The following is a 20,345-nucleotide window of genomic DNA, read 5'->3' as shown; positions in this document are numbered from 1 at the left end:
GAGGAAGCGCATGAACAAGCACCCCGGCCTCGACCTCGTCGAGCGCGCGCGCATGCTGCAGCCATTGATCGCACGCGACGCCGACGAAATCGAGCGGACGCGGCGGCTGACGCCTGACGTGACCACCGCCCTGATCGAGAACGGGCTTTATCGTTCGTTGCTGCCGCAGAGCCTCGGCGGCGCCGAATTGCCGCTCGAGATATTCATGCAGATGCAGGAGGAAATCGCCAAGGCCGATGCTTCCACCGCCTGGTGCCTGGGCCAATGCAGCGTCTGCGCCATGACCGCCGCCTATCTCGATGCCGATGCCGCCAGCGTGATTTTCAACGTCGCGCCCGGCATCCTTGCCTGGGGCGCGATCAAGCATGAAGTGCAGGTGGTGCCCGGCGGCTACAAGGCCAGCGCGCGCTGGGATTTTGCCAGCGGCTCCCGGCAGGCGAGCTGGCTCGGCGCCCATGTCCGGGTCGTCGAGGCCGACGGCAGCCCGCGCCTCAAGGCGGACGGCTCGCCGGAGATCCGCACCATCCTGTTTCCGGTGGCTGATGCCACGATGTACGACGTCTGGGACGTCATCGGTCTGCGCGGCACCGGCACCGATTCCTATTCGGTCGATAATCTCTTCATCCCGGACAAATTCGCGGCGCTGCGCGACGACCCTGCGGCGCTCCGCGAGAACGGCCCGCTCTACAAGCTCTCCACCAACATGGTGTTCAGCATGGGCTTTGCCGCGACCTCGCTCGGCGTCGCGCGCGCGACGCTGGATGCCGCCACCGATCTGGCGCGCGGCAAGACGCCGCAAGGCCTCAAGGCGATGCGCGACAACAACGCCGTGCAGGGCCTGATCGGGCGCACCGAGGCGACCTTGCGCGCCGCGCGCGCCTATCTCTACACCACCGCGGCGGAAGTCTGGCGCGACCTGGCGCGCGGCGACGCCCTCACCGAGCAGCACCGCATCGCGCTGCGGATCGCCGCGACCTGGACCATCCATCAATCGGCCTCCGTGGTCGACACCGCCTATCACATGGCCGGCGCCACCGCCGTCTTCAGCGCCAACAAGTTCGAACGGCGCTTTCGCGACATGCACGCCATCGCGCAGCAGATCCAGGCCCGCGATACCCATTACGAGGATGCCGGCAAGGCGATTCTTTTCGCCAATCTCGACACGCCGCCGACGGCGCGCTGATGGGGCTTGCGAGGAAAATGGCCGGAACGAAAGCTGCAAAAAAGCAGCCCGCGAAAAACCCGGCTTCCGCCGTCGAAGCCGTCTTCGCCGCCTATCCCAAACCGGTCAAAGCCAGATTGCTGGCGCTGCGCCGGCTGATCTTCGACACCGCGAAAACCACCAAGGGCGTCGGCGCGCTGGAAGAGACGTTGAAATGGGGACAGCCGAGCTATCTCACGGCGGAGACCAAGAGCGGCAGCACGATCCGGATCGACCAGGTCAAGACCGAGGCCGGCCAGTACGCGGTTTACTTCCATTGCCAGACCAATCTGGTCGAGACGTTTCGCGAGCTTTATCCGGAGCTGCGTTACGAAGGAAACCGGGCCATCCTTCTTGGCGCGGAGGATAAGGTGCATGAGGCCGAGTTGCGCCACTGCGTGGCGCTGGCGCTAACCTATCATCTGGGGAAGCGGAAGGGCGCAGGAGCGAAGTAACTGATCACCGTCATTGCGTCGATCGAGTCGAGCTTTGCGCTGAGCCAGGTGAAGTATTCGATCGCGCTGCCGGTGTGAGGCGTGAGACGCGCATCGCCGCCCCAATGCTGTCGTCCTCCGCGAAAGCGGGGGACCAAGTACGCTGCGGCTTTTCGGTTCTATCATTGACGTCTCTGGAATACTGGATCACCCGCATGCGCGGGTGACGACAACTGAATATGACGTTGCGATCTCGCGACGCATTGCGCCCGAGCTTTGCCAGAAACTTCCCGCCCTCTCATCAAGAGGGCGCAGGGAAGACCGGGTGCGCGCTGCACCCGCGGTCCCGTGTGCGGTTTGCACTAAGTAGGCTGCACACGAGCATACAGGGCAGCGGAGAACACCCGGCCTTCCCTGCGCAATGGCTTTACGGCTTATGCCGTGATCTCCCCGGAGACGAGTTCTTGGTTGACTCCGTCGCTGCCGTTCCCGCTTACGCTTCTCCGACAGCTTGACGCCAGCAACGGGCGCCAGGACCACACGGTTTGCCGTACGCTTATCCACGCCATCGTCGAGGCGTAAACCAGCGTCCACCGCAACCCGTCCAACGTCCGTGACGACGGCCGACGCCCTTCTGAGTAGGACGGGATGGCCGAATATATGCACCTGATTGTCATTCTGGTAAACAGAAATATTTTTGATTTCTGGGCTTGACACGAGTTCCGTAAATCGGAATTGATTTGCCCGTCGGGTCGTTTTGTCGCAGGCATGCGTTCATTTGTGAGAAGCGAACCGCGCAAAAGGTCGGCTCCCTCCCCCCTTGCGGGGGAGGGCTGGGGAGAGGGGTTCACACGGGCAGTCCCGATGACGCCACCCCTCTCCCTAACCCTCCCCCGCAAGGGGGGAGGGAACCGACCGTTCGTGTGGATGGACCTTCCCTTACGCCACCAGCGCCGCATCCACCTCGGCCGCTTCACCGCGCTGCGCCTTCAGCAGGCTGATGATCTCGGCATTGGGGCGGGCGCGACTGAACAGAAAACCCTGGCCTTCGTGGCAGCCTTCGTTGCGCAGGCAGCTCAGTTCGGCTTCGGTTTCGACGCCTTCGGCGGTGATGGTGACGCCGAGGCCCTTGCCGAGGCTGATGATCGAACGCACGATCGCCTGCGCGTCGCGGTTGGAGCCGAGGTCGCGCACGAACGACTGGTCGATCTTGATCTTGTCGAACGGAAAGCTGCGGAGATAACTCAGGCTGGAATAGCCGGTGCCGAAATCGTCCATCGAGATGCGGACGCCGAGCGCGCGCAGCGCATGCAGCGTCGCCAGCACCTGGCTGCTCTTTTCAAGCACCAGCGTCTCGGTGATCTCGAGTTCGAGCCGCGTTGCCGCCAGACCGGTTTGTTTCAACGTTTCCATCACCATCGACAGCAGATTGCCGACGCGGAACTGCAGCGGCGACAGATTGACCGCGACACGGACGTCGTCGGGCCATTGCGCCGCATCCATGCAGGCGCGGCGCAGCATCAAGCCGCCGACGGCGTTGATCAGGCCGGTCTCTTCGGCAACGGGGATGAACTCGCCGGGCGAGATCATGCCGCGTTCGGGATGCGGCCAGCGCACCAGCGCCTCGAAGCCGGTGACGCGACCGGTCGAAAGGTCGACCAGCGGCTGATAATGCGGCCGCAGCAAATCGTTCTCGATCGCGTGGCGCAGCTCGATCTCGATCTTGCGGCGGGACTGGGCGCGGGCGTCCATTTCGGCTTCGAAGAAGCTGAACGTGCCACGGAACTCGTTCTTGGCGCGCGACAGCGCCATGTCGGCGTTCTTCAGCAATCTCTCGGACTCGTCGCCGTCGCTCGGCGACATCGCGATGCCGACGCTGGAGCCGATCACCACCGAATGGCCGTCGAGCAGATAGGGGTCGCCGATCGCCTCCAGCAGGCGCCTGGCCAGCAGCACGGCGTCTTCGGGGCGCGTCACCCCGCTCTGGACGATCGCGAACTCGTCGGAGTTGAGGCGCGCCAGCACGTCTTCCTCACGCAGCGTCGATCGCAGGCGCTTGGCGACACCGCGCAGCAGCTTGTCACCGATGCCGTGGCCGAGCGTGTCGTTGACCGCCTTGAAATTGTCGAGGCCGAGCACCAGCACCGCCACCTTTTCCGCACTGCGCCGCGTATGCAGCAGCAGATCGTCCATCTGCTGACGCAACAGGGTGCGGTTCGGCAATCCGGTCAGGCCGTCGTGCTGGGCCATGAAGGCAAGCCGCGCTTCGGCACGTTTGCGTTCGGTGATGTCCATCAACGCCAGCAGTACGGCTGGCTGGTCGCCGTAAACCAGCTGGCGCGAATAGATCGCCAGATCAATCAGCGCGCCGTCGGCCCTGACATGCTTCCAGGTCCGGGCCGCCTGTTCGTCGCCGCTCCGATCGCCCGCCCACGGCAATTCCGGATCGAACGCCTGCAGACTGCGGATCGTCAGTCGCTCGAACTCGGAGCGGCTATGGCCGTAGTGCTGGACCGCGGCGTCGTTGACGCCGAGAATGCGCTCGCCATCCAGCGAACAGACGATCATCGGCACCGGGTTGCTGTCGAACAGCAGGCGGAATGACGCCTCGCGCTGTTTCAGCTCGGTAATGTCGACGCGCAGACCGATGACGCCGCCGTCTTCGGTGAGCCGCTCGTCGATCAGGATCACGCGGCCATCGGCCAGCGTCTGCTCGTGACGATCGCCGGGCTGGTGAAGCCTGGTCAGACGCTCGGTGAGCCATTCCTCCTCGCGGCCGATCGCTTCCGGATAATCGCCGCGCTCGACGCCGACGCGGATGGTGTCCTCCAGCCGCGCGCCCGGCCTGAACAGGTCGGAGCTGCGGGTGTAGATCTCCGCATATTTCTTGTTCCAGAGAATGTAGCGGCCTTCGGCGTCGAGAAACACGATGCCCTGGGGCAGGATGTCGATCGCCTCGCGCAGCCGCTCATGCGATTTGCGCGCGTCCGCAATCGCAGCCTCCGCCTCGGCGCGCGTGCGCAGGATTTCGCTGCGCTCGGCGGGACCATGGCGGCGATTACCTGAAAGCTTTGGGCTGGGTTTTACCGGTCGACCGAACAGGCGAGCAATCGAAGTCCGCTTTGGTTGCTTGATTGTCTTTTGCCTTATCTTCGGCATTGCTGCGCCTCGCCCGCCTTCTGCGTGCAATGTTCTCCGATAAGTGTCTGAAAAAATGGTATCTCTTGCCGGTTCGAAGCGCCCCGTGCCCGGCTCTCCGATGCCCGCTAAAAAGGCTGGTTCACGCTATGCGTGTGTTGCTGCAACAGGCGCGCGAGACCAAACGGGAGTGCGCACGCAGAATCTCATCCAGCGCACGAAGAACACGCGACACGCATTCGGATTGCACACGGAATGCGCGAAATCTCGCGCCGGCGCATCAATATGCGCCAATGGTCGGCAGGGTTATTGAAGCGTTAAGCCGGCGCTGATCCTCGCACAGTGCAAGCTGCCTGAAGAGTTTAGGCCGCGCGCACCGTGTCGAGGAATTTGCCGACTTCCAGCCGGAGGCGGTTGCTTTCGCCGGACAGTGACTGGGCCGAGGAAAGAACCTGCGCGGAAGCGGAGCCGGTCCGGCGGGCGCCCTGGTTCACATCGACAATGTTGGTGGCGACATCGGAGGTGCCCACTGCGGCCTGCTCGACATTGCGCGCGATCTCCTGCGTGGCGCCGCCCTGCTGCTCCACGGAGGTCGAGATCGTCGCCGCGATCTGCGAAATCCGGCCGATGGTGGCGCCGATCTGCTTGATCGCCAGCACCGATTCCTGGGTCGCCACCTGCATCCCGGCAATCTGGCTGCTGATTTCCTTGGTTGCATTGGCGGTCTGCGCGGCGAGCGCTTTCACTTCCTGGGCGACCACCGCAAAGCCCCGTCCCGAATCACCCGCGCGCGCCGCCTCGATGGTGGCGTTGAGCGCCAGGAGATTGGTCTGTTCGGCGATCGTCGTGATCAAATTGACGACGTCGCCGATCCGCAAGGCTGCCTTCGACAGCTCGTTGATGCGGGCGTCGGTCATTTCCGCCTGATTGACGGCTTCGCCGGCGATCCGGTTCGACTCCTGGACCTGACGGCTGATTTCGGCGACCGAGGCGGTCATTTCTTCCGTCGCGGCGGCGACCGATCTGACGTTTGAGGAGGCTTCCTCAGACGCCGCCTCCACCCTGCCGGAGAGCTGCTGCGTCTCTTCGGCGGTCCGGCTTAGACTGGTCGCCGAGGCCTCGAGCTCCGTCGAGGCCGAGGATACGGTCTGCACGATCTCGCCGACCGCAGCCTCGAATTCGGCCGCGAGTTTCTGCATTTCCGCCTTGCGCTGGGCATGCGCTTGCTTTTCGGTTTCCGAACGTTCCGCGCGCAGCCGGTTCGATTCCAGCATGTTGTCCTTGAAGACCTGCAGCGCGCCAGCCATGTCGGCGATTTCGTCCGAACCGCCGGTCGAGATGCTGGTCGCCAGATCGCCCGAGGCAATCGACTTCATGCTGTTCTGCAGATGCACCAGGCGCCGCACCACGCCGCGCCCGACATAGTACCAACCGATGACCAGCGCCGTTAAAAGGCTGACGAGCGCAAGACTGATCAGGATGATGCGTCCCTGCCCGATCTCCGCCTCCGATTCACGGACCGCGGTGGCAGCGCCCGCTTCGCTGCGCTTACGCAGGCTGGCGACTTCCTTCTCGAACTCCTGGGCGAGCGTGCGGTTCTCCGTCACCACATTGGCGCCGGCCTTCGCGGCCACCAGTTCGCGTTGCTTGAGCTCGAAAATGTTGCCGGCGTCCTTGCCGGTCTTGACCAGCTCATCGACCAGTTTCGACGCCTCGGGATTCTTGAAGGTCGCGGCGGCCTTGCCAAGGCGGCCCGCGGTCGCCGTGAAGCGGTCCTTGACCGGCGGCAGCAGGTCGGAGGACGGCAGGTCGGCGGCCTCGACCAGGATTCCCAGTATCAAATTGGATTCCGCGCGCAACTCCAGGATGGCTTGCAGCGACGCCAGTTCGTTGTCGGCCAGCGCCGACAGCGTCTTCTGAACGACTTCCAAATCCTTGTTGTCGGCCGCGGTCTGCAGGCCCATCGTCAGGCTGAACCCGGCGTCATCGGCCATCGGCGCCAGTTTTTCGGCGAGCTTCTGATGCGATTTGCGCAGGCTCGCGACCAGCGCGTCGCGCGCGGCGGCAATGGTCTGGCGTTCGGTGACGGATTGCAGCAGCCGGTCGAGATTGACCAGGATGCGATCGGCGGTCTTGCTGACTTTGGCGACGTCATCGGGAGCCAGCGCGCCGATGCTCTGCTTGAGCTCCTGACGCGCGGCGGTCAAGATTTTGGAGGCGTGATCGCGCTCGGCCTGATCGGTCGCGGCGAGCAGGCGGGGTGCCGCGGCGGCGACGTCGCCGGCGGCCCTGGCGACCTCGGAGGCCCGTGTGATCTCAGGCAGGCTCTTCTCGGAGATCGCGCCCAGCGAACGCCCGAGGCTGTCGTAGGAGATGATCGCGCTGCCGCTTGCGAGCACCGTGAGCGCGGCGACGACGCCAAAGGCCATAAACAAGCGACCACGAAGGCCGAGGCGATACCACGACATGCCAGCGTTCATCGCAAAACTCCAAATAACAAATAACAACGGCAAAATAGCGCCGCGAGCAGCGGGGCGTTACCCGGTGCTCGCGGCCTGTTGTGCTTACGATCCGGTCTTCTCGAGCCGGTCGACCGCCTTGAAGCTGCCGTCCGCCTGGATCACGGTCAGGAACACCTCATTCGAGCCGCGGTTGCTGGTGGGACTGTAGGAGAGTTTGAAGCCGCCGAGATCGAGGCTGCCGGCCTTTTGCACGGCGTCGATCATGGCCTGGCGGGTGAGGTCGCCATCAACCTTCTCCAGCGCGGCGGCAATCGCACGGCCGACGAGGTAACCCTCGAGCGAAACGAAGCCGGGCTGCGCGTCGGGCGCGCTGGCCTTGAGCGAAGCATGGTAGCGGCCGACCACCGGGATCGCCGCGTCCTTCGGGAAAGGAACGACCTGCGTGATCACGACGCCGGTGCCGGCAGCGCCGAGTTCCTTTGCCAGCGCGTCGGAGCCGACAAAGGAGATGTTCACGAAGGTGGCGTCGAGCTTGATCTGCTTGGCCAGCTTGATGAACTCAGCCGCGGGCTTGTAGGGGCTGATCATGATCACGGCCTGGGGCTCGGCCTTCTTGATGGCCAGCAGCGCGGCCTTCACCGCCACCGTGTTGCGTTCGAAGGTGCCTTCGCCGGCAAGCTGCATCTGCCGCTTTTCGAGCGCCTTCTTGACGCCGGCAAGGCCGGCCTGACCGAAAGCATCGTCCTGGTACATGATCGCGATCCTGGTCGCGCCGAGATCCTTGGTCACGCGTTCGACCATGGCTTCGGTTTCCTGGAAGTAGCTGGCGCGAATATTCATCACCAGCGGCTTGTGCGGCTCGCGCAGGAATTCGGCGCCGGTGAAGGCACCGATGAAGGGCGCGCCTGCCGCCGTTGCGATCGGCTGGGTGGCGGCGGATGTCGGGGTGCCAACCGCGCCGACGAGCGCGAACACCTTGTCTTCCTCCAGCAGCTTCTTGGCCGCTTCGATCGACTTGGTCGGCTCATAGCCGTCGTCGACGCTCTTGAGCTCGAGCTTGCGGCCCTTGACGCCGCCGGCCTTGTTGATTTCAGCGAAGGCTGCTTCCAGGCCGATCTTCATGCCCTGGCCCAAGGCCGAGGCCGGGCCGTCAAGCGCCGCGGCCTGACCAAACACGATCTTGTCGGCCGACACGCCGTTTTCGGCGGATGCGGGAATGCTGGTCGCGAGGAGAACGGCCGACGCAGCAAGGAAGGCGTTGAACGGAGTAGCTCGCATATGAATTTGTCCTCTGGCGGGTGTAATGGTCGAACGGATCTGCTGGCCCCCGTCATCGTTGGCATGACGACACAGCAACACTGCGTTGCGATTGTGAGCCAGATAGCTTCAGAACAGATTAATGATTGACCGGTGCGTATTTGTACGGTTGCGGGTTCGAGGCGCGGTTCACGGCGGGGTTGCACCTGTGAAAACACCGCCGCACAAGGCGATCGACGCCCAACCAAAGACTCGGGAAATACCCAAAGCAGAATCGCCACTTGCGCGGATCAGCGACAAGTGTCCGAAAGTTCGACGGTGATCAGCAGGGTTATCGAAGGGTTAAGATGATGATCGCCTGATCGCGCGACGCCGCCGGCGACCGCACTTCGGCACTCTACCCTAATTGATTTGAATCCGCGTATTGCGCGGGCCGTTACGCTGCACCAGCGCGAACAGCGCCGCCGCATGCGACGGGTGCAGCCTGACGCAGCCATGCGAAGCGGGGCCGCCAAGCCGGCGGATATCCGTGGTGCCGTGGATGGCGAAGCCGTAGTGGAAGAAGATCGCGTGCGGCATCGGCGAATTGTAATATTTGCGCGAGAAGTAACGCCGCGACATCCATTGCGGACGGAATACGCCGCTCGGCGTGCCATAGCCGCTGCGGCCGGTCGAGACCGGCCAGCTGTACCGCATCGCGCCGTCGATGCTGACCGCCATGCGCTGCGATGATTTGTCGATCTGGACCACGACAGCGGCGCGTGCCGGGTTCAGTGCCAATGCCGACATGACAACCGCGGCCACAAATGACAGCCCCAATCGAAATTTCATAATGACGCCCTGCCGTCAAAAAATGCTCTCTAATGGCGGCATGATGTGTTTTGGAAACGCGCCGTTGTAAAGAGCGGCGGCCCGCCGGGCGCAAAGGGTCCGAATTAATCTTAACCCGGGGCGACCGGGATAGCGTGGAAATGCCGCGTGCAGATGCTGTGGGAGATCAAACAATTGCGATTGGCGCGGTTGTCCCGCGCGGCCGATTCCATGTTACGTCTTGGGCAGCTAGAGTGATCCGATGACACCCCGCCTGATTCTGATCCCGCTCCTGGTCTTGATCGGTCTCGCCAATGCCACCATGGCATCGGCGCAGGACAAGGGCAGCGTTGACCCCAAGCCGCTGCCGCCGCTGGCCAATCCAAACGATCCCAACATTGCCGCCAAGGAATTGTTCGGCCGCAAGGTGCTGCCGGCGACGACGCCGACGCGGGTGCTCGGCTTCTACGCCCATGGCTGCATCGCGGGCGCGGAGGGACTGCCGATCAACGGCGACGCCTGGCAGGTGATGCGGCTGTCGCGCAACCGCTACTGGGGGCATCCCGACATGGTCGCGCTGGTGAAGCGGCTGGCCAACAAGGCGCACAAGGATGCCGGCTGGCCCGGCATTCTGGTCGGCGACATGTCGCAGCCGCGCGGCGGCCCGATGTTGACAGGCCACGCCAGCCATCAGGTCGGGTTAGATGCCGACATCTGGCTGACACCGATGCCGAACCGCCGGTTGTCGCGCAACGAGCGCGAGGAAATGTCGGCGGTCATGATGGTGCGCTCCGACCGGCTCGACATCGATCCAAAGGTGTTCACACCAGGCCATCTGGTGGTGATCCGCGCCGCCGCGCAGGAGCCGACGGTGCAGCGCATCTTCGTCAATGCCGCGATCAAGAAGGCGCTGTGCCGCGAGGCCAAGGGCGATCGCGGCTGGCTGCACAAGGTGCGACCGATGTACGGCCACGACTATCATTTCCACATCCGCATCAAATGCCCGCCCGGCGCCGGCGAATGCGAGAGCCAGCCCGATCCGACCGAAGGCGAAGGATGCAGCGCCGGCGACCTCGCCTTCTGGTTCAAGGATTCGGTGCTCCATCCGAAACCGCCGCCCGTCCCGCCAAAACCAAAGCCGCCGATGACGATGGCGCAGCTCCCGCCGGCCTGCAAAGCGGTGCTGACCGCTCCGGACGCGAAGCAATAACCGGCGGTGCGGAGCCTTTGCGCCGCGCCAACAATGCTGTAAGGTTCGCCACGCGATCTTCCTGATGGACCGTAAGTCTCAGGAAAATGACCGGAACGGCGCTTCCGATTGTCGCATCCCTGACCCAACCAACGCCTGATTTGCGCGCGCCCACCGCGCCGCGGACTCGCACGGAGCGCCAACATGTATCGTCTCGCCGGAATTCTTGCCGCCTTTTTCATTCTGTTCGGCGCGATCCATTCGCCTGCTGCCGCGCAGGACAAGACGATTACCGTCTTCGCCGCCGCCTCGATGAAGAACGCGCTCGACGACATCGACGCCGCCTATACCGCCAAAACCGGCGTCAAGGTCACCGTGAGCTATGCCGCGAGCTCGGCACTCGCAAAACAGATCGAACAGGGCGCGCCGGCCGACGTCTTCATCTCCGCCGACACCGACTGGATGGATTACGCGATCGGCAAAAAGAACATCAACGAACCGACCCGGGTCAACCTGCTCGGCAACACCATCGTGCTGGTCGCGCCGAAGGATTCCAAAATCGACAATGTCAGCATCGGTGCGGGCTTCGATCTCGCCAAGCTCGCGGGTGACGGCAAGATCGCGACCGGCGACGTCAAATCCGTGCCGGTCGGCAAATACGCCAAGGCCGCACTCGAAAAGCTCGGCGCCTGGCAGGCGGCCGAGCCGAAATTCGCGATGGCCGACAGCGTGCGCGCGGCACTGACGCTGGTGGCGCGCGGTGAAGCCGTACTTGGCATCGTCTACTCCACCGACGCCAGGGTCGAGCCCGGCGTCAGGATCGTCGGTACCTTCCCGGGCGATTCCCATCCCGCGATCATTTATCCCGTCGCGGCGACCACGACCGCGAAACCGGAGACCTCGGATTATCTTGCCTTCCTGCGCTCGACCGCAGCCAAGAACATCCTCGAGAAATACGGCTTCAAGTTCCTGGTCAGCCCCTCGACCTGATGTTCGATATCTCGCCGACGGAATGGACGGCGATCCTGCTCAGCTTGCGGGTCGCCATCATCGCAACGCTGGTGGCGACGCCGTTCGGCATCGCGCTGGCGTGGCTGCTGGCGCGGCACAATTTCTGGGGCAAGTCGATCCTCGATGCGCTGGTCCATCTGCCGCTGGTGCTGCCGCCGGTCGTGACAGGCTATCTGCTGCTGCTCACCTTCGGCCGCCGCGGCATGGTCGGCGCGTGGCTGGCCGACAATCTCGGCATCGTGTTCGCGTTTCGCTGGACCGGAGCTGCGCTGGCTTGCGGCGTGATGTCGTTTCCGCTTCTGGTGCGGCCGATCCGCCTCTCGATCGAGGCGATCGACCGGCGGCTTGAACAGGCATCGAGCACGCTCGGCGCGGCACCGTGGCAGGTGTTTGCGACCGTGACCCTGCCGCTGGCACTACCGGGCATCCTCGCCGGCATGGTGCTCGGCTTTGCCAAGGCGATCGGCGAGTTCGGCGCCACCATTACGTTCGTCTCGAACATTCCCGGTGAGACCCAGACGATTTCCTCGGCGATCTATTCGCTGATCCAGACGCCCGACGGCGACCGCGCGGCGGGGCGGCTGGTGCTGATCTCCATCGTGATCGCGATGGGCGCGCTGATCGCATCCGAGTGGTTCGCACGGCGCGCCACGCAGCGCCTGCACGGGAACTGACCATGCTGCGCGTCGAGGTCACAAAGCAGCTTGGCGAGTTCTCGCTGGAAGCCTCGTTCACCAGCGAGGGCCGCGTCACCGGCCTGTTCGGCGCGTCCGGCGCCGGCAAGAGCTCGCTGATCAACATGATCGCGGGCTTGCTGCGGCCCGACCGCGGCGTCATCACCCTCGACGGCGAAACGCTCGACGACACCTCGACGGGCGCGCACGTGCCGCCGCACCGCCGCCGCATCGGCTACGTGTTCCAGGATGCGCGGCTGTTTCCGCATCTCGACGTGCGGCAAAATCTCGACTACGGCCGGCGCATGAACAGCCTCGCCGAGGACCCGGCGCAGCATGCGCGCATCACCGATCTGCTCGACATCGGCGGCTTGCTGGATCGCCGGCCCGGAAAACTTTCCGGCGGCGAGCGTCAGCGCGTCGCGCTCGGCCGCGCGCTGTTGTCGAAGCCGCGATTGCTGCTGCTCGATGAGCCGCTGGGATCGCTCGATGAAGGACGCAAGGTCGAAATCCTGCCTTATCTGATCCGACTGCGCGACGAGGGCATCCCGATGGTCTATGTCAGCCATGATGCAGCGGAGCTGCGCCAGCTCGCGACGCAGATCGTGATGCTGCGCAACGGACGCGTCACCGCGCTCGGCGGCGTGAAGGTGCTGACGGGCAGCACGCCTGCTTGATGTCGTCCGTGATCCAGATCACATCTGAACAACGATAAAATCGAAAAACGTCAATGTTTATAGTCACTTCCTGAACACCTGTTCAGAAAAATCTTTCGAACTATTTTCGCGGACGACACGTCTCATAAGCGCATCAGGCAATCACGCCTAGCACAATGGAGACTACAAATATGTTCCGTAAAATCGCTCTTGCAGCCGCTGCCGCGATCGCTCTGACCGCTGCTGCTGTTGCCCCGGCTTCGGCCGGTGGTAAGGGTGGCCACGGTCATGGTGGTCATCACGGTCATGGCCATCACGGCCATCATCATGGTCATCATCATCACGGTCATGGCCATCATCACCACCACGGTCATCATCACCACGGCCATCATCATCACGGCCACTTCTACATCGGCGGAAGCTGCTGGCGGACGGTGTGGACCGACTTCGGACCGCGTCGCGTCTACGTCTGCGGCCGCTATCTGTAAGCTGACGGCCATCGCAAGAAGGCCTCAGCCGAAGGCTGGGGCCTTCTCCCTTTTGCAGGGTTCGCCGTGACGAAGTCTGGCGAAGCAACGTTTTAGCTCACGCGCTTGCCTGCACGGTGCGCACCCAGCACGTCACGCAACGCCTGGATCTTCGGCGAGCCCGCGCCCTTGCGCCAGATCAGGTAGGTATCCGCCCTGTTCTCGCCCGGCGGCAACCGATGAACTCTCAGGCGCTTGCTCTCGGGAAACGTGGTGAGAACGCTTTTCGGCAACAGCGCAACGCCCATTCCCGCCACCACACATCCAAGCATCGCATGGTAGGAGCCGAGCTCGATCGTGCGTTCCGGCATCTGGTCGCGAAGCGCGTACCAGTCCTCCAGCCGCTTGCGATGCGGGCAGCCGTGCTCGAAGGCAATGATGGTTCTCGGAAAGTATTCTGTCTTGCCTTTGCTCTTGCCTTGACCGATCGCCGGCATGCCGGCCGCGGAAACGATCACCGGCTCCTCCTCGAACACCGCGACCTTTTCGAACAAGGCGTCCGCTATCGGCAACGTCACCAGCGCGGCATCGAGCTCGCCGGCCAGGATGGCCTTTGAAAGCGTCGGCGGATTGCCGGTGCGCAGTTCGAACTCCACCTCCGGATAGAGACGATGATATTCGCTGACCGGTCCCGGCAAGCGAACGGCCGCGGTGCTCTCCATCGCGCCGAGGCGAAAGATTCCCCTCGGCCGCGGATCCTGCACCGCGTTGCGCGCTTCATCGGCCAGTGCGAGCAGGCGGTCCGCGTAATCGAGCAGCACCTGACCGGCCGGTGCAAGATGCAGGCGCTTGCCCTCGCGAATAAAGAGCGCAACGCCGATATCGTCCTCGAGCTGGCGGATCCGCGTCGTGACGTTGGATTGGACGCGATGCAAATGCTCCGCCGCGCGCGTCACGCCGCCCTCGCGTACGACCGCACTGAAGATCTTCAGGTCGGACAAATCCATACATCTCTCCACGGGATCATAATTATCATAATTATTCATTTTATGTGATGTACGTCCCGCCGTAAAGAGGTCCCACCGCAGCGCCCCGGAAGACCCGGCGGCGCAAGCCGCGATCTATGGAGGTCACGATGGCAACAGAGCATGCAATCCAAGGCGACCCGTCCGACATTCGCCGAGCCTCGCCGGTCGCGCTTCTTCTACTGACGGAGCGGATGGTCCGACAGGCGCGAACCGCCAGAGCTGCGGCTATCGGTAACACCGTCGCTCGGGGGTTCGCGGCTGCCGCGCGCGGCGTGCGCCTGCTGTCATTGGCCGCCTGTGACGCGTTCGCCTTGCGCGACACCCTCATGCCCGCGCGCAGGCGCGGCCGAACGCACCATCTCAATCACCATCAGTGACAACGAAACGACGACGCCACCGGCATCACCTTTGAAAGAGAAACGATCATGCGGATCACCATCATGAAACTGGTTCGACTAGAGCCTTTTCCGTTCCGATGGAATCGGAACGGGGCTCTAGATTCTTGTTTTGACGCGTTTCCTTCACGCGAACCGGTATCCACTTCGCTCGAAAACGCTCTAGACACCGGCTCTCTCGCCCTGAACGCCTTTCGTGCCCTGCGAACGGCCGGCGCAGCACTTTGGCGCTGGCGGCAGCAGCGGCTGGCGGCGGCGGAGCTGCACAGCCTGAGCGACCACTCGCTGAGGGATATCGGCATCGCGCGAAGCTACATCGACGAACAGGTGCGCCTTGCCGCCAAACGCTACGCGCGGCCGCGCAACTCAACCAGATTGACCTGATTTCACATCACCAGACCTGAAACGGAGAAACCATCATGGCCAAGGCTTACTGGATCGTACGCGTCAGCGTTCATCAGCCGGCGCGGTACCCGGACTACCTCGCCGCGGCGCGCCCGGCCTTCGAAAAGTTCGACGCCAAATTCATCGTGCGCGGCGGCGCGTACGAGCTGATGGAGGGACAGGCACGCGAGCGCAACGTCGTGGTCGAGTTCGCGGATTTCGCAACGGCGACCGCCTGCTACCGCAGCGACGAATATCAGAAGGCAAAGGCGATCCGCCAGGCGAACGCGGATACCGACTTCATCATCATCGAAGGCGCCTGACGATGAAAGTCTGGATATTCATGCTGGTGGTGCTGGCGTCCGCCTCAGGGGTGACTCGCTAAACGATTTCGCGTGCCCGCAAATCCGCGATCGCGGCCGCGTCGTAGCCGAGCGAGGCCAGCACCTCGTCGGTATGGGCGCTGAGTTCGGGCGCCATGCGGTCGAGCTTGCCGCCGCCATGGGCGAGCTGAAACCCGCTGCCGGCAAAACGAAGCCGGCCGTAGGGCGTGTCGATTTCCTGAATCGCGCCGCGCGCTGCGATCTGCGGGTGATCGATCACTTCCTCGACCTTCCAGATGCTGGCGCAGGGCGCGCCGGCCGCTTCCAGGATGGTCTCCCACTCGCGCGGGTCTTTCTTCGACAGGGCGTCCTCGATGATGGCGCGCAAGGCCGGCTCGTTTTCCTGCCTCGCGAACCAGTCGACGAAGCGCGGGTCTTCCAGCGCATCGGCACGGCCGAGCGCCTTCATCAGCGACTGATACTGTTTCTCGCTGTTCACGGCGAGCAGGAGATAACCGTCGCCGGCCTTGAACAGATTGGCGGTCGGCCGGCGGCTGACGGCCTGATTGCCTGACAGTTGCTGGCGATGACCGGCAACCGCGTAATCCGCCACCTGACCTGAAAGAAACGCCAGCGTCGCCTCCAGCATGGAGACGTCGACCATCTGCCCCTTGCCGGTATGGGTGCGCTGGAACAGCGCGCTGGAGACACCGAACGCCGCGGTCGAACCGGACAAGACGTCGCAAACCGCGAAGCCGGCGCGCGTCGGTCCGGTCTCGGCGTGGCCTGTAATGGACATGATGCCTGATAGGGCCTGGATCTTGCCGTCATAGCCGGCGCCGAGCCGTGCCGGACCGGTCTGGCCAAAACCCGAAATCGCGCAATAGATCAGCCGCGGATTGATCGCCGAGAGCGCCGCATAGCCGATGCCGAGCTTGTCCATCACGCCGGGACGGAAATTCTCCATCACCACGTCGGCCTGCGCCGCGAGCTGCTTGACGATGGCGATCGCTTCCGGCTTTTGCAGGTCGAGCGTCAGGCTGCGCTTGTTGCCGTTGATCGCCTGCCAGCCCGGCGCGAGACCGCGCTCGGCCCATTCGCGGGAGAGCGGCGTGCGGCGCATGTCCTCGCCCTCGCGCCGCTCCACCTTGATGACGTCGGCGCCGAGCAGCGCGAGCTGGTAGCTGGCATAGGGGCCGGCCAGCACCTGCGTGAAGTCGAGAATCTTCACGCCTTCGAACGGTCGGGTCAATGGGAGGTCCTCCTGACGATTCTTCCCCTCTCCCCTTGTGGGAGAGGGTGGACGCGACGCGCAGCGTCGCGGACGGGTGAGGGGTTCTCTCCTCACGGCAACATTTCGAGATGAGGATAGAGACCCCTCATCCGGCGCCATAGCCGATGCAAAGCATCGGCGTTCTAAGAACGGCGGCCGGAGGCCGCCTATGCCACCTTCTCCCACAAGGGGAGAAGGGAAGTAGCGCGACCGTCCTCCGAAATCACGCCGCGCGGTTGCCGCGCGCGATTTCTTTCTGCTTGTCGAACTCGGCGCGGCGCCGTGCCAGTTCTTCCGGGCTCATCTGCGCGATGTTGTTGTAGTCGAGCTTCCAGGAGGCATCGTCGCTCCAGCGCAGCGGCGATTGCATCGTGGTGCGCGCGCCGGACGCGGTTTCGAGCAGGCGCAGCGCCAGTTCGAGCGTCTCCGCCTGCGAGGCCACGTCCTGCGGCTTGCCGGCGGAGTTGCCGAGCGGAAAGTCCGAAAACAGGAAGCGCGGCACGGCGGCGTGTTCGACGATGTCCTTGGCGCAGCCCATCACCACCGTGGCAATGCCGCTCTCTTCGAGATGGCGCGCGACCAAAGCCGAAGTCTGGTGGCACACCGGACAGTTCGGCACCAGCACGGCGACATCGACCTTGTCGGCGAGGCAACGCTCAAGAATCTCCGGCGCGTCGGTGTCGATGGTGACGCGATGGCTGCGATTGGTCGGCGCACCGAAGAAGCGCGGCGCCACCTCGCCGATCCGCCCCGCGGCTTGCGCCTTCAGAAGCTGCGGTAGTGGAAACCAGGTGCCGCTGTCGGTTGCTGACGTGTGCTTGCGGTCATAGCCGATATGCGAGATCCGCAGATCGTGCTGTTTCGAAGTATCGCCGTCATACACCGTGTAGAATTTCGCGCCGCCGTTATACGCGGCGCCCGGCCCCTGATCGCCCTTGGTGGGATCATATTGCGCGGCGGTCGTAACGATGGTCACCCGCGATTGCGCCAGCGGCTTTTTCAGCGGCTGGAATGGCGCATCGACGTAATGCGCCCAGCGGTAGGGCATGGTGTAGCCGATCGCCGCGTAATAATCGCGGGTCCGCTGCATATAGGGGACCGCGGAATCGTAGTCGGGCGCAAAGCCCAGTTGATCGTCGGACGGACCGGACATTGTTGTGTCTCCTGCGTTTCCACCGTGAGGGCGCTGATCTGGCTTGAGCACTAAGCTAGTGATAGTCAGCCTGTTCCTCAACAGCGGATATTGCACGAGCCGACCAAAGACCATGCGCGCCACGGCCGGACAGCAGGCCTTAACCGCGGGCTGGTATCTTGTTTTGCCTGTGCGGGTGCCGGCAACGCGGCGGCGCGGCGCGCGCCTAGTCCTCCTCGGCCGGCTCACCAATTCTGCACGGGCGCAAGGCATCGCCGCCCTTGAGCACGATGATCGAGACCGCCGCATGATTCTGCCGGAAATCGTTGAGGCGGAAGATTCCGGCGGCGTAGCGTTCGCGCAGGCCTTGTTCCACCCTGGCGTCGATCGGATCACGGAAGATTTCGCGCGCACGCATCAAACCCAGATCACCATAGTCGCGGTACAGATTCGAGGTGTGCTGCAAGCGCGAGGACAGATACCAGAACATCGCCGAGCGGTATTCCTTCAAGGCGTCTCTCGGACAGGACAGCGGCGTACAGACACGCAAAGCCAGCGTGATCTTGTCGGGGTCAAAGTTGGGGAAACGATCATCGATCGAGCGCCCGCCGCGGTCGCGCGAGCCGCGCGAGGGAATCGCTTTCGTTCCAGCGACATGCTGTCGACCGTAGCAGGCCGGCGCCGTCTTTGGCTCGGACATGTATCTCTCCACGCGAGCGAAAACACCGAAGCCGATCATCGCGACGCCGCCGACGGCCAGACCTGTGGCAACCGCGCGCCAGCGGGTGAAGAAGCCCGAAGGCAAGCCTTGTTCGAGCATGCTCATCCGCATGCGTTCTTGCTGGGTTGAGCAGGGCCTACGACAGGCATCGGGGGCATCCCGCGCGGCGGCGGCGGACTTCCGAAGACTCCCGGCGTTCGGTTTGACATGAGCCGGGCAACATCGCTGGCCGGGATGTAACCGTCGGCTTCGAGCGCGACCAGTCCTTCCTTGAGTTGCGGATCGATCCGGGCGCTGGGCATGCCGGCCGCGTCTTGCTTGTAATCGATCGGCCCGCCGGCAATCATTGCCGATGGGCTGCCCGCCTGTATTTGCCATTCTTCACGCGCCTGAACGACCAGCTTGGCATACTGCCGAACCGCCTCGTACAAATGATCCCGGTGCGGCTTCTGACAGAAGCGCTGCGGCTGTTCCCTGGTCAGGCACGCCACATAGGCGCCGCCGCGCACGACCCGGTGCTCGACGACATAGAGGCTATCGAAAGCTGCGTTCCTCTGCGTCGCGGTCAATTCGGCCGTAGCGGCGCGGTCGGTGCAGATGCGATGAACCCGCTGCAACAGCGCGTCACCGCCGCCGGCCTGCTCGATCGCCGCCGCTGGGTTGCCGGCGTTGGCGGTTTCGACGAAACCCCGGTCGAGCGCTTTGCCCGCCTGCTTCATGAAGTAGACACTGGCGCCTCCGACGGCGAATGCCAGTGCGACTCCGAGCGCCATGCCGCCGACCTGCTTGACCAGCGGCGGCATCCCGCCGCCGGAAGACGCCGGGATCGGTCTCGACGCGTCAGGCTCCGGCTGTATCCCGCGCCGGCCAAAACCGCCATCCTGTCGACTCATGGTCTTTCCCTTTCGATCAGCGGCGCGCGCGCTGCTTGCACAGGCGATCCAGGTCGCCGGCGTACATGGTTTTGTCGGTAGAGCCGTCGCTCTGCGCCAGACCCGAAGTCGGCGTGATGCGGGATGGATTGAGCAACAGGGTGTAGCGGATAGCATCGAACGGCAGACCAAAATGATCGGCCCAGTTCTGCAACGACGTACACAATCCCTGACGGTTGCTGACTTCGCCGCCGGTCGGGTCCACGGGGCGCGCGAAACTGGGAGCGCCGAACGCGCCGATCCGGAAGCCCGCCAGCGAGCCCGGTTGAGCGTCGGATACGTCAAAGGCCGCATAGCCCTCAAATCCGACGCGGGGCGCCGATCCAGGCGTCAAGCCTTGCAGGCGCCAGCGGATCGGCTGATCGGCGATAATGACGACCGCATCGCGCGGAGCCTGTTTGAGGTCGAGTTGAAGAATCCGATAGCCGTCCTGATCGACAGCCTGTCGCGCCTGCGACGACGTTCCCCCGCCACCCGGTTTTGTGCTGTCGAATGCGACCGCGATAATCTGAAGCGATGCGGTCGTGCCGGAGGCCATTTCCGGCCTGCCGGTCAGCGCCCTGAGCCTCGCGATCTGCCGCCCGCGTTCCTTATCCAACACCGAGGTGACGATGCCTGGCTTCGATGCCGGCTCGTCGCGGGGACCGGCCTGCTCCAGAATCTGCTGAAACCTGTCATTGTTGCGACCGGCGACCGAGCCGAGCACGTGCCCGTACGTCATCGTCAGCACGACAAGCGGCGTGGCGATAAAACCGAGCACCGTGAACCAGACAAGAAAGCGAATGACCTGATCAAGCAGTGGCGGTCGCGGCGGCGGATCTGTTTGCGTCACACTCATCAACGGGCCCGATGGCCGCC

Annotated in this window: 19 protein-coding genes and 1 pseudogene; 9 read left to right on the top strand and 11 right to left on the bottom strand. The window is 63.9% G+C overall.

Translation table 11 applies throughout. The features are described 5' to 3' along the window. The first annotated feature begins 10 nt into the window (after window positions 1–10). The 3 genes and pseudogenes from ABIE49_RS24235 to ABIE49_RS24225 form a co-directional block, all read left to right on the top strand. Window positions 11–1,183: an acyl-CoA dehydrogenase family protein gene (locus ABIE49_RS24235; RefSeq protein WP_192739210.1), complete on the top strand. Its 1,173-nt coding sequence runs from the start codon at window positions 11–13 to the stop codon at window positions 1,181–1,183. A 17-nt stretch (window positions 1,184–1,200) separates the two neighbouring features. Next, window positions 1,201–1,656 carry a DUF1801 domain-containing protein gene (locus tag ABIE49_RS24230; protein WP_192739211.1) on the top strand — a complete coding sequence of 152 codons (456 nt, stop codon included), beginning with the start codon at window positions 1,201–1,203 and terminating at the stop codon, window positions 1,654–1,656. A 12-nt stretch (window positions 1,657–1,668) separates the two neighbouring features. Next, window positions 1,669–1,734, top strand: a pseudogene (locus ABIE49_RS24225) (AsnC family transcriptional regulator); the annotation flags it as partial. Window positions 1,735–2,574: 840 nt separating this feature from the next. On the opposite strand, the gene ABIE49_RS24220 reads toward ABIE49_RS24225, so the two are convergent. The 4 genes from ABIE49_RS24220 to ABIE49_RS24205 form a co-directional block, all read right to left on the bottom strand. Beyond that, window positions 2,575–4,794 carry a putative bifunctional diguanylate cyclase/phosphodiesterase gene (locus tag ABIE49_RS24220; protein WP_192739212.1) on the bottom strand — a complete coding sequence of 740 codons (2,220 nt, stop codon included), beginning with the start codon at window positions 4,792–4,794 and terminating at the stop codon, window positions 2,575–2,577. A gap of 341 nt (window positions 4,795–5,135) precedes the next feature. Continuing rightward, window positions 5,136–7,253 (bottom strand): methyl-accepting chemotaxis protein, encoded by a 2,118-nt coding sequence (locus ABIE49_RS24215; protein WP_354066955.1) that lies wholly within the window; start codon window positions 7,251–7,253, stop codon window positions 5,136–5,138. Window positions 7,254–7,337: 84 nt separating this feature from the next. Then, complete coding sequence (locus ABIE49_RS24210; RefSeq protein ID WP_192739213.1) at window positions 7,338–8,513, bottom strand: ABC transporter substrate-binding protein; 1,176 nt, start codon at window positions 8,511–8,513, stop codon at window positions 7,338–7,340. A 381-nt stretch (window positions 8,514–8,894) separates the two neighbouring features. Continuing rightward, window positions 8,895–9,281, bottom strand: a complete 387-nt coding sequence (locus ABIE49_RS24205; protein WP_354066954.1) for a L,D-transpeptidase — start codon at window positions 9,279–9,281, stop codon at window positions 8,895–8,897. A gap of 283 nt (window positions 9,282–9,564) precedes the next feature. On the opposite strand from ABIE49_RS24205, the gene mepA reads away from it, so the two are divergent. The 4 genes from mepA (at window position 9,565) to modC (ending at window position 12,853) form a co-directional block, all read left to right on the top strand. Beyond that, on the top strand, window positions 9,565–10,512 hold the full coding sequence (gene mepA, locus ABIE49_RS24200; protein ID WP_192739215.1) for a penicillin-insensitive murein endopeptidase: 948 nt from the start codon (window positions 9,565–9,567) through the stop codon (window positions 10,510–10,512). Between the two features lie 183 nt (window positions 10,513–10,695). Further along, window positions 10,696–11,481, top strand: a complete 786-nt coding sequence (modA, locus tag ABIE49_RS24195; protein ID WP_192739216.1) for a molybdate ABC transporter substrate-binding protein — start codon at window positions 10,696–10,698, stop codon at window positions 11,479–11,481. After that, window positions 11,481–12,176 carry a molybdate ABC transporter permease subunit gene (modB, locus tag ABIE49_RS24190; RefSeq protein WP_192739217.1) on the top strand — a complete coding sequence of 232 codons (696 nt, stop codon included), beginning with the start codon at window positions 11,481–11,483 and terminating at the stop codon, window positions 12,174–12,176. Before modA ends, modB begins: the two co-directional genes overlap by 1 nt. Before the next feature lie 2 nt (window positions 12,177–12,178). Beyond that, window positions 12,179–12,853, top strand: a complete 675-nt coding sequence (gene modC / locus ABIE49_RS24185; RefSeq protein WP_192739218.1) for a molybdenum ABC transporter ATP-binding protein — start codon at window positions 12,179–12,181, stop codon at window positions 12,851–12,853. Between the two features lie 122 nt (window positions 12,854–12,975). Here the strand turns inward: modC and ABIE49_RS24180 are convergent, their stop codons facing one another. Continuing rightward, entirely contained in the window at window positions 12,976–13,227 is a 252-nt protein-coding gene (locus ABIE49_RS24180) for a hypothetical protein (protein ID WP_192739219.1), read from the bottom strand. Window positions 13,228–13,412: 185 nt separating this feature from the next. Next, complete coding sequence (locus ABIE49_RS24175; RefSeq protein ID WP_192739220.1) at window positions 13,413–14,306, bottom strand: LysR family transcriptional regulator; 894 nt, start codon at window positions 14,304–14,306, stop codon at window positions 13,413–13,415. A gap of 446 nt (window positions 14,307–14,752) precedes the next feature. On the opposite strand from ABIE49_RS24175, the gene ABIE49_RS24170 reads away from it, so the two are divergent. Then, on the top strand, window positions 14,753–15,106 hold the full coding sequence (locus ABIE49_RS24170) for a DUF1127 domain-containing protein (RefSeq protein WP_192739221.1): 354 nt from the start codon (window positions 14,753–14,755) through the stop codon (window positions 15,104–15,106). Between the two features lie 35 nt (window positions 15,107–15,141). Beyond that, entirely contained in the window at window positions 15,142–15,429 is a 288-nt protein-coding gene (locus ABIE49_RS24165) for a DUF1330 domain-containing protein (protein ID WP_192739222.1), read from the top strand. 58 nt (window positions 15,430–15,487) lie between these two features. Here the strand turns inward: ABIE49_RS24165 and ABIE49_RS24160 are convergent, their stop codons facing one another. From ABIE49_RS24160 to ABIE49_RS24140, 5 genes are all read right to left on the bottom strand, one after another. Next, on the bottom strand, window positions 15,488–16,681 hold the full coding sequence (locus tag ABIE49_RS24160; protein WP_192739223.1) for a CaiB/BaiF CoA transferase family protein: 1,194 nt from the start codon (window positions 16,679–16,681) through the stop codon (window positions 15,488–15,490). 244 nt (window positions 16,682–16,925) lie between these two features. Continuing rightward, complete coding sequence (locus ABIE49_RS24155) at window positions 16,926–17,855, bottom strand: glycine reductase (protein WP_192739224.1); 930 nt, start codon at window positions 17,853–17,855, stop codon at window positions 16,926–16,928. 205 nt (window positions 17,856–18,060) lie between these two features. Continuing rightward, the gene (locus ABIE49_RS24150) at window positions 18,061–18,573 is read right to left on the bottom strand and encodes a hypothetical protein (RefSeq protein ID WP_192739225.1); all 513 of its coding nucleotides are present in this window, start codon (window positions 18,571–18,573) and stop codon (window positions 18,061–18,063) included. 83 nt (window positions 18,574–18,656) lie between these two features. Continuing rightward, window positions 18,657–19,448 (bottom strand): hypothetical protein, encoded by a 792-nt coding sequence (locus tag ABIE49_RS24145; protein ID WP_354066952.1) that lies wholly within the window; start codon window positions 19,446–19,448, stop codon window positions 18,657–18,659. A gap of 16 nt (window positions 19,449–19,464) precedes the next feature. Further along, the gene (locus ABIE49_RS24140; RefSeq protein ID WP_192739227.1) at window positions 19,465–20,325 is read right to left on the bottom strand and encodes a hypothetical protein; all 861 of its coding nucleotides are present in this window, start codon (window positions 20,323–20,325) and stop codon (window positions 19,465–19,467) included. Window positions 20,326–20,345 lie beyond the last annotated feature (20 nt).

The organism is Bradyrhizobium sp. OAE829 (genome assembly GCF_040546575.1).
In the GTDB taxonomy this organism is placed as follows: domain Bacteria; phylum Pseudomonadota; class Alphaproteobacteria; order Rhizobiales; family Xanthobacteraceae; genus Bradyrhizobium.
The sequence above is the reverse complement of the archived record's forward strand: the minus strand, read 5'-3'. Positions and strand labels throughout refer to the sequence as shown.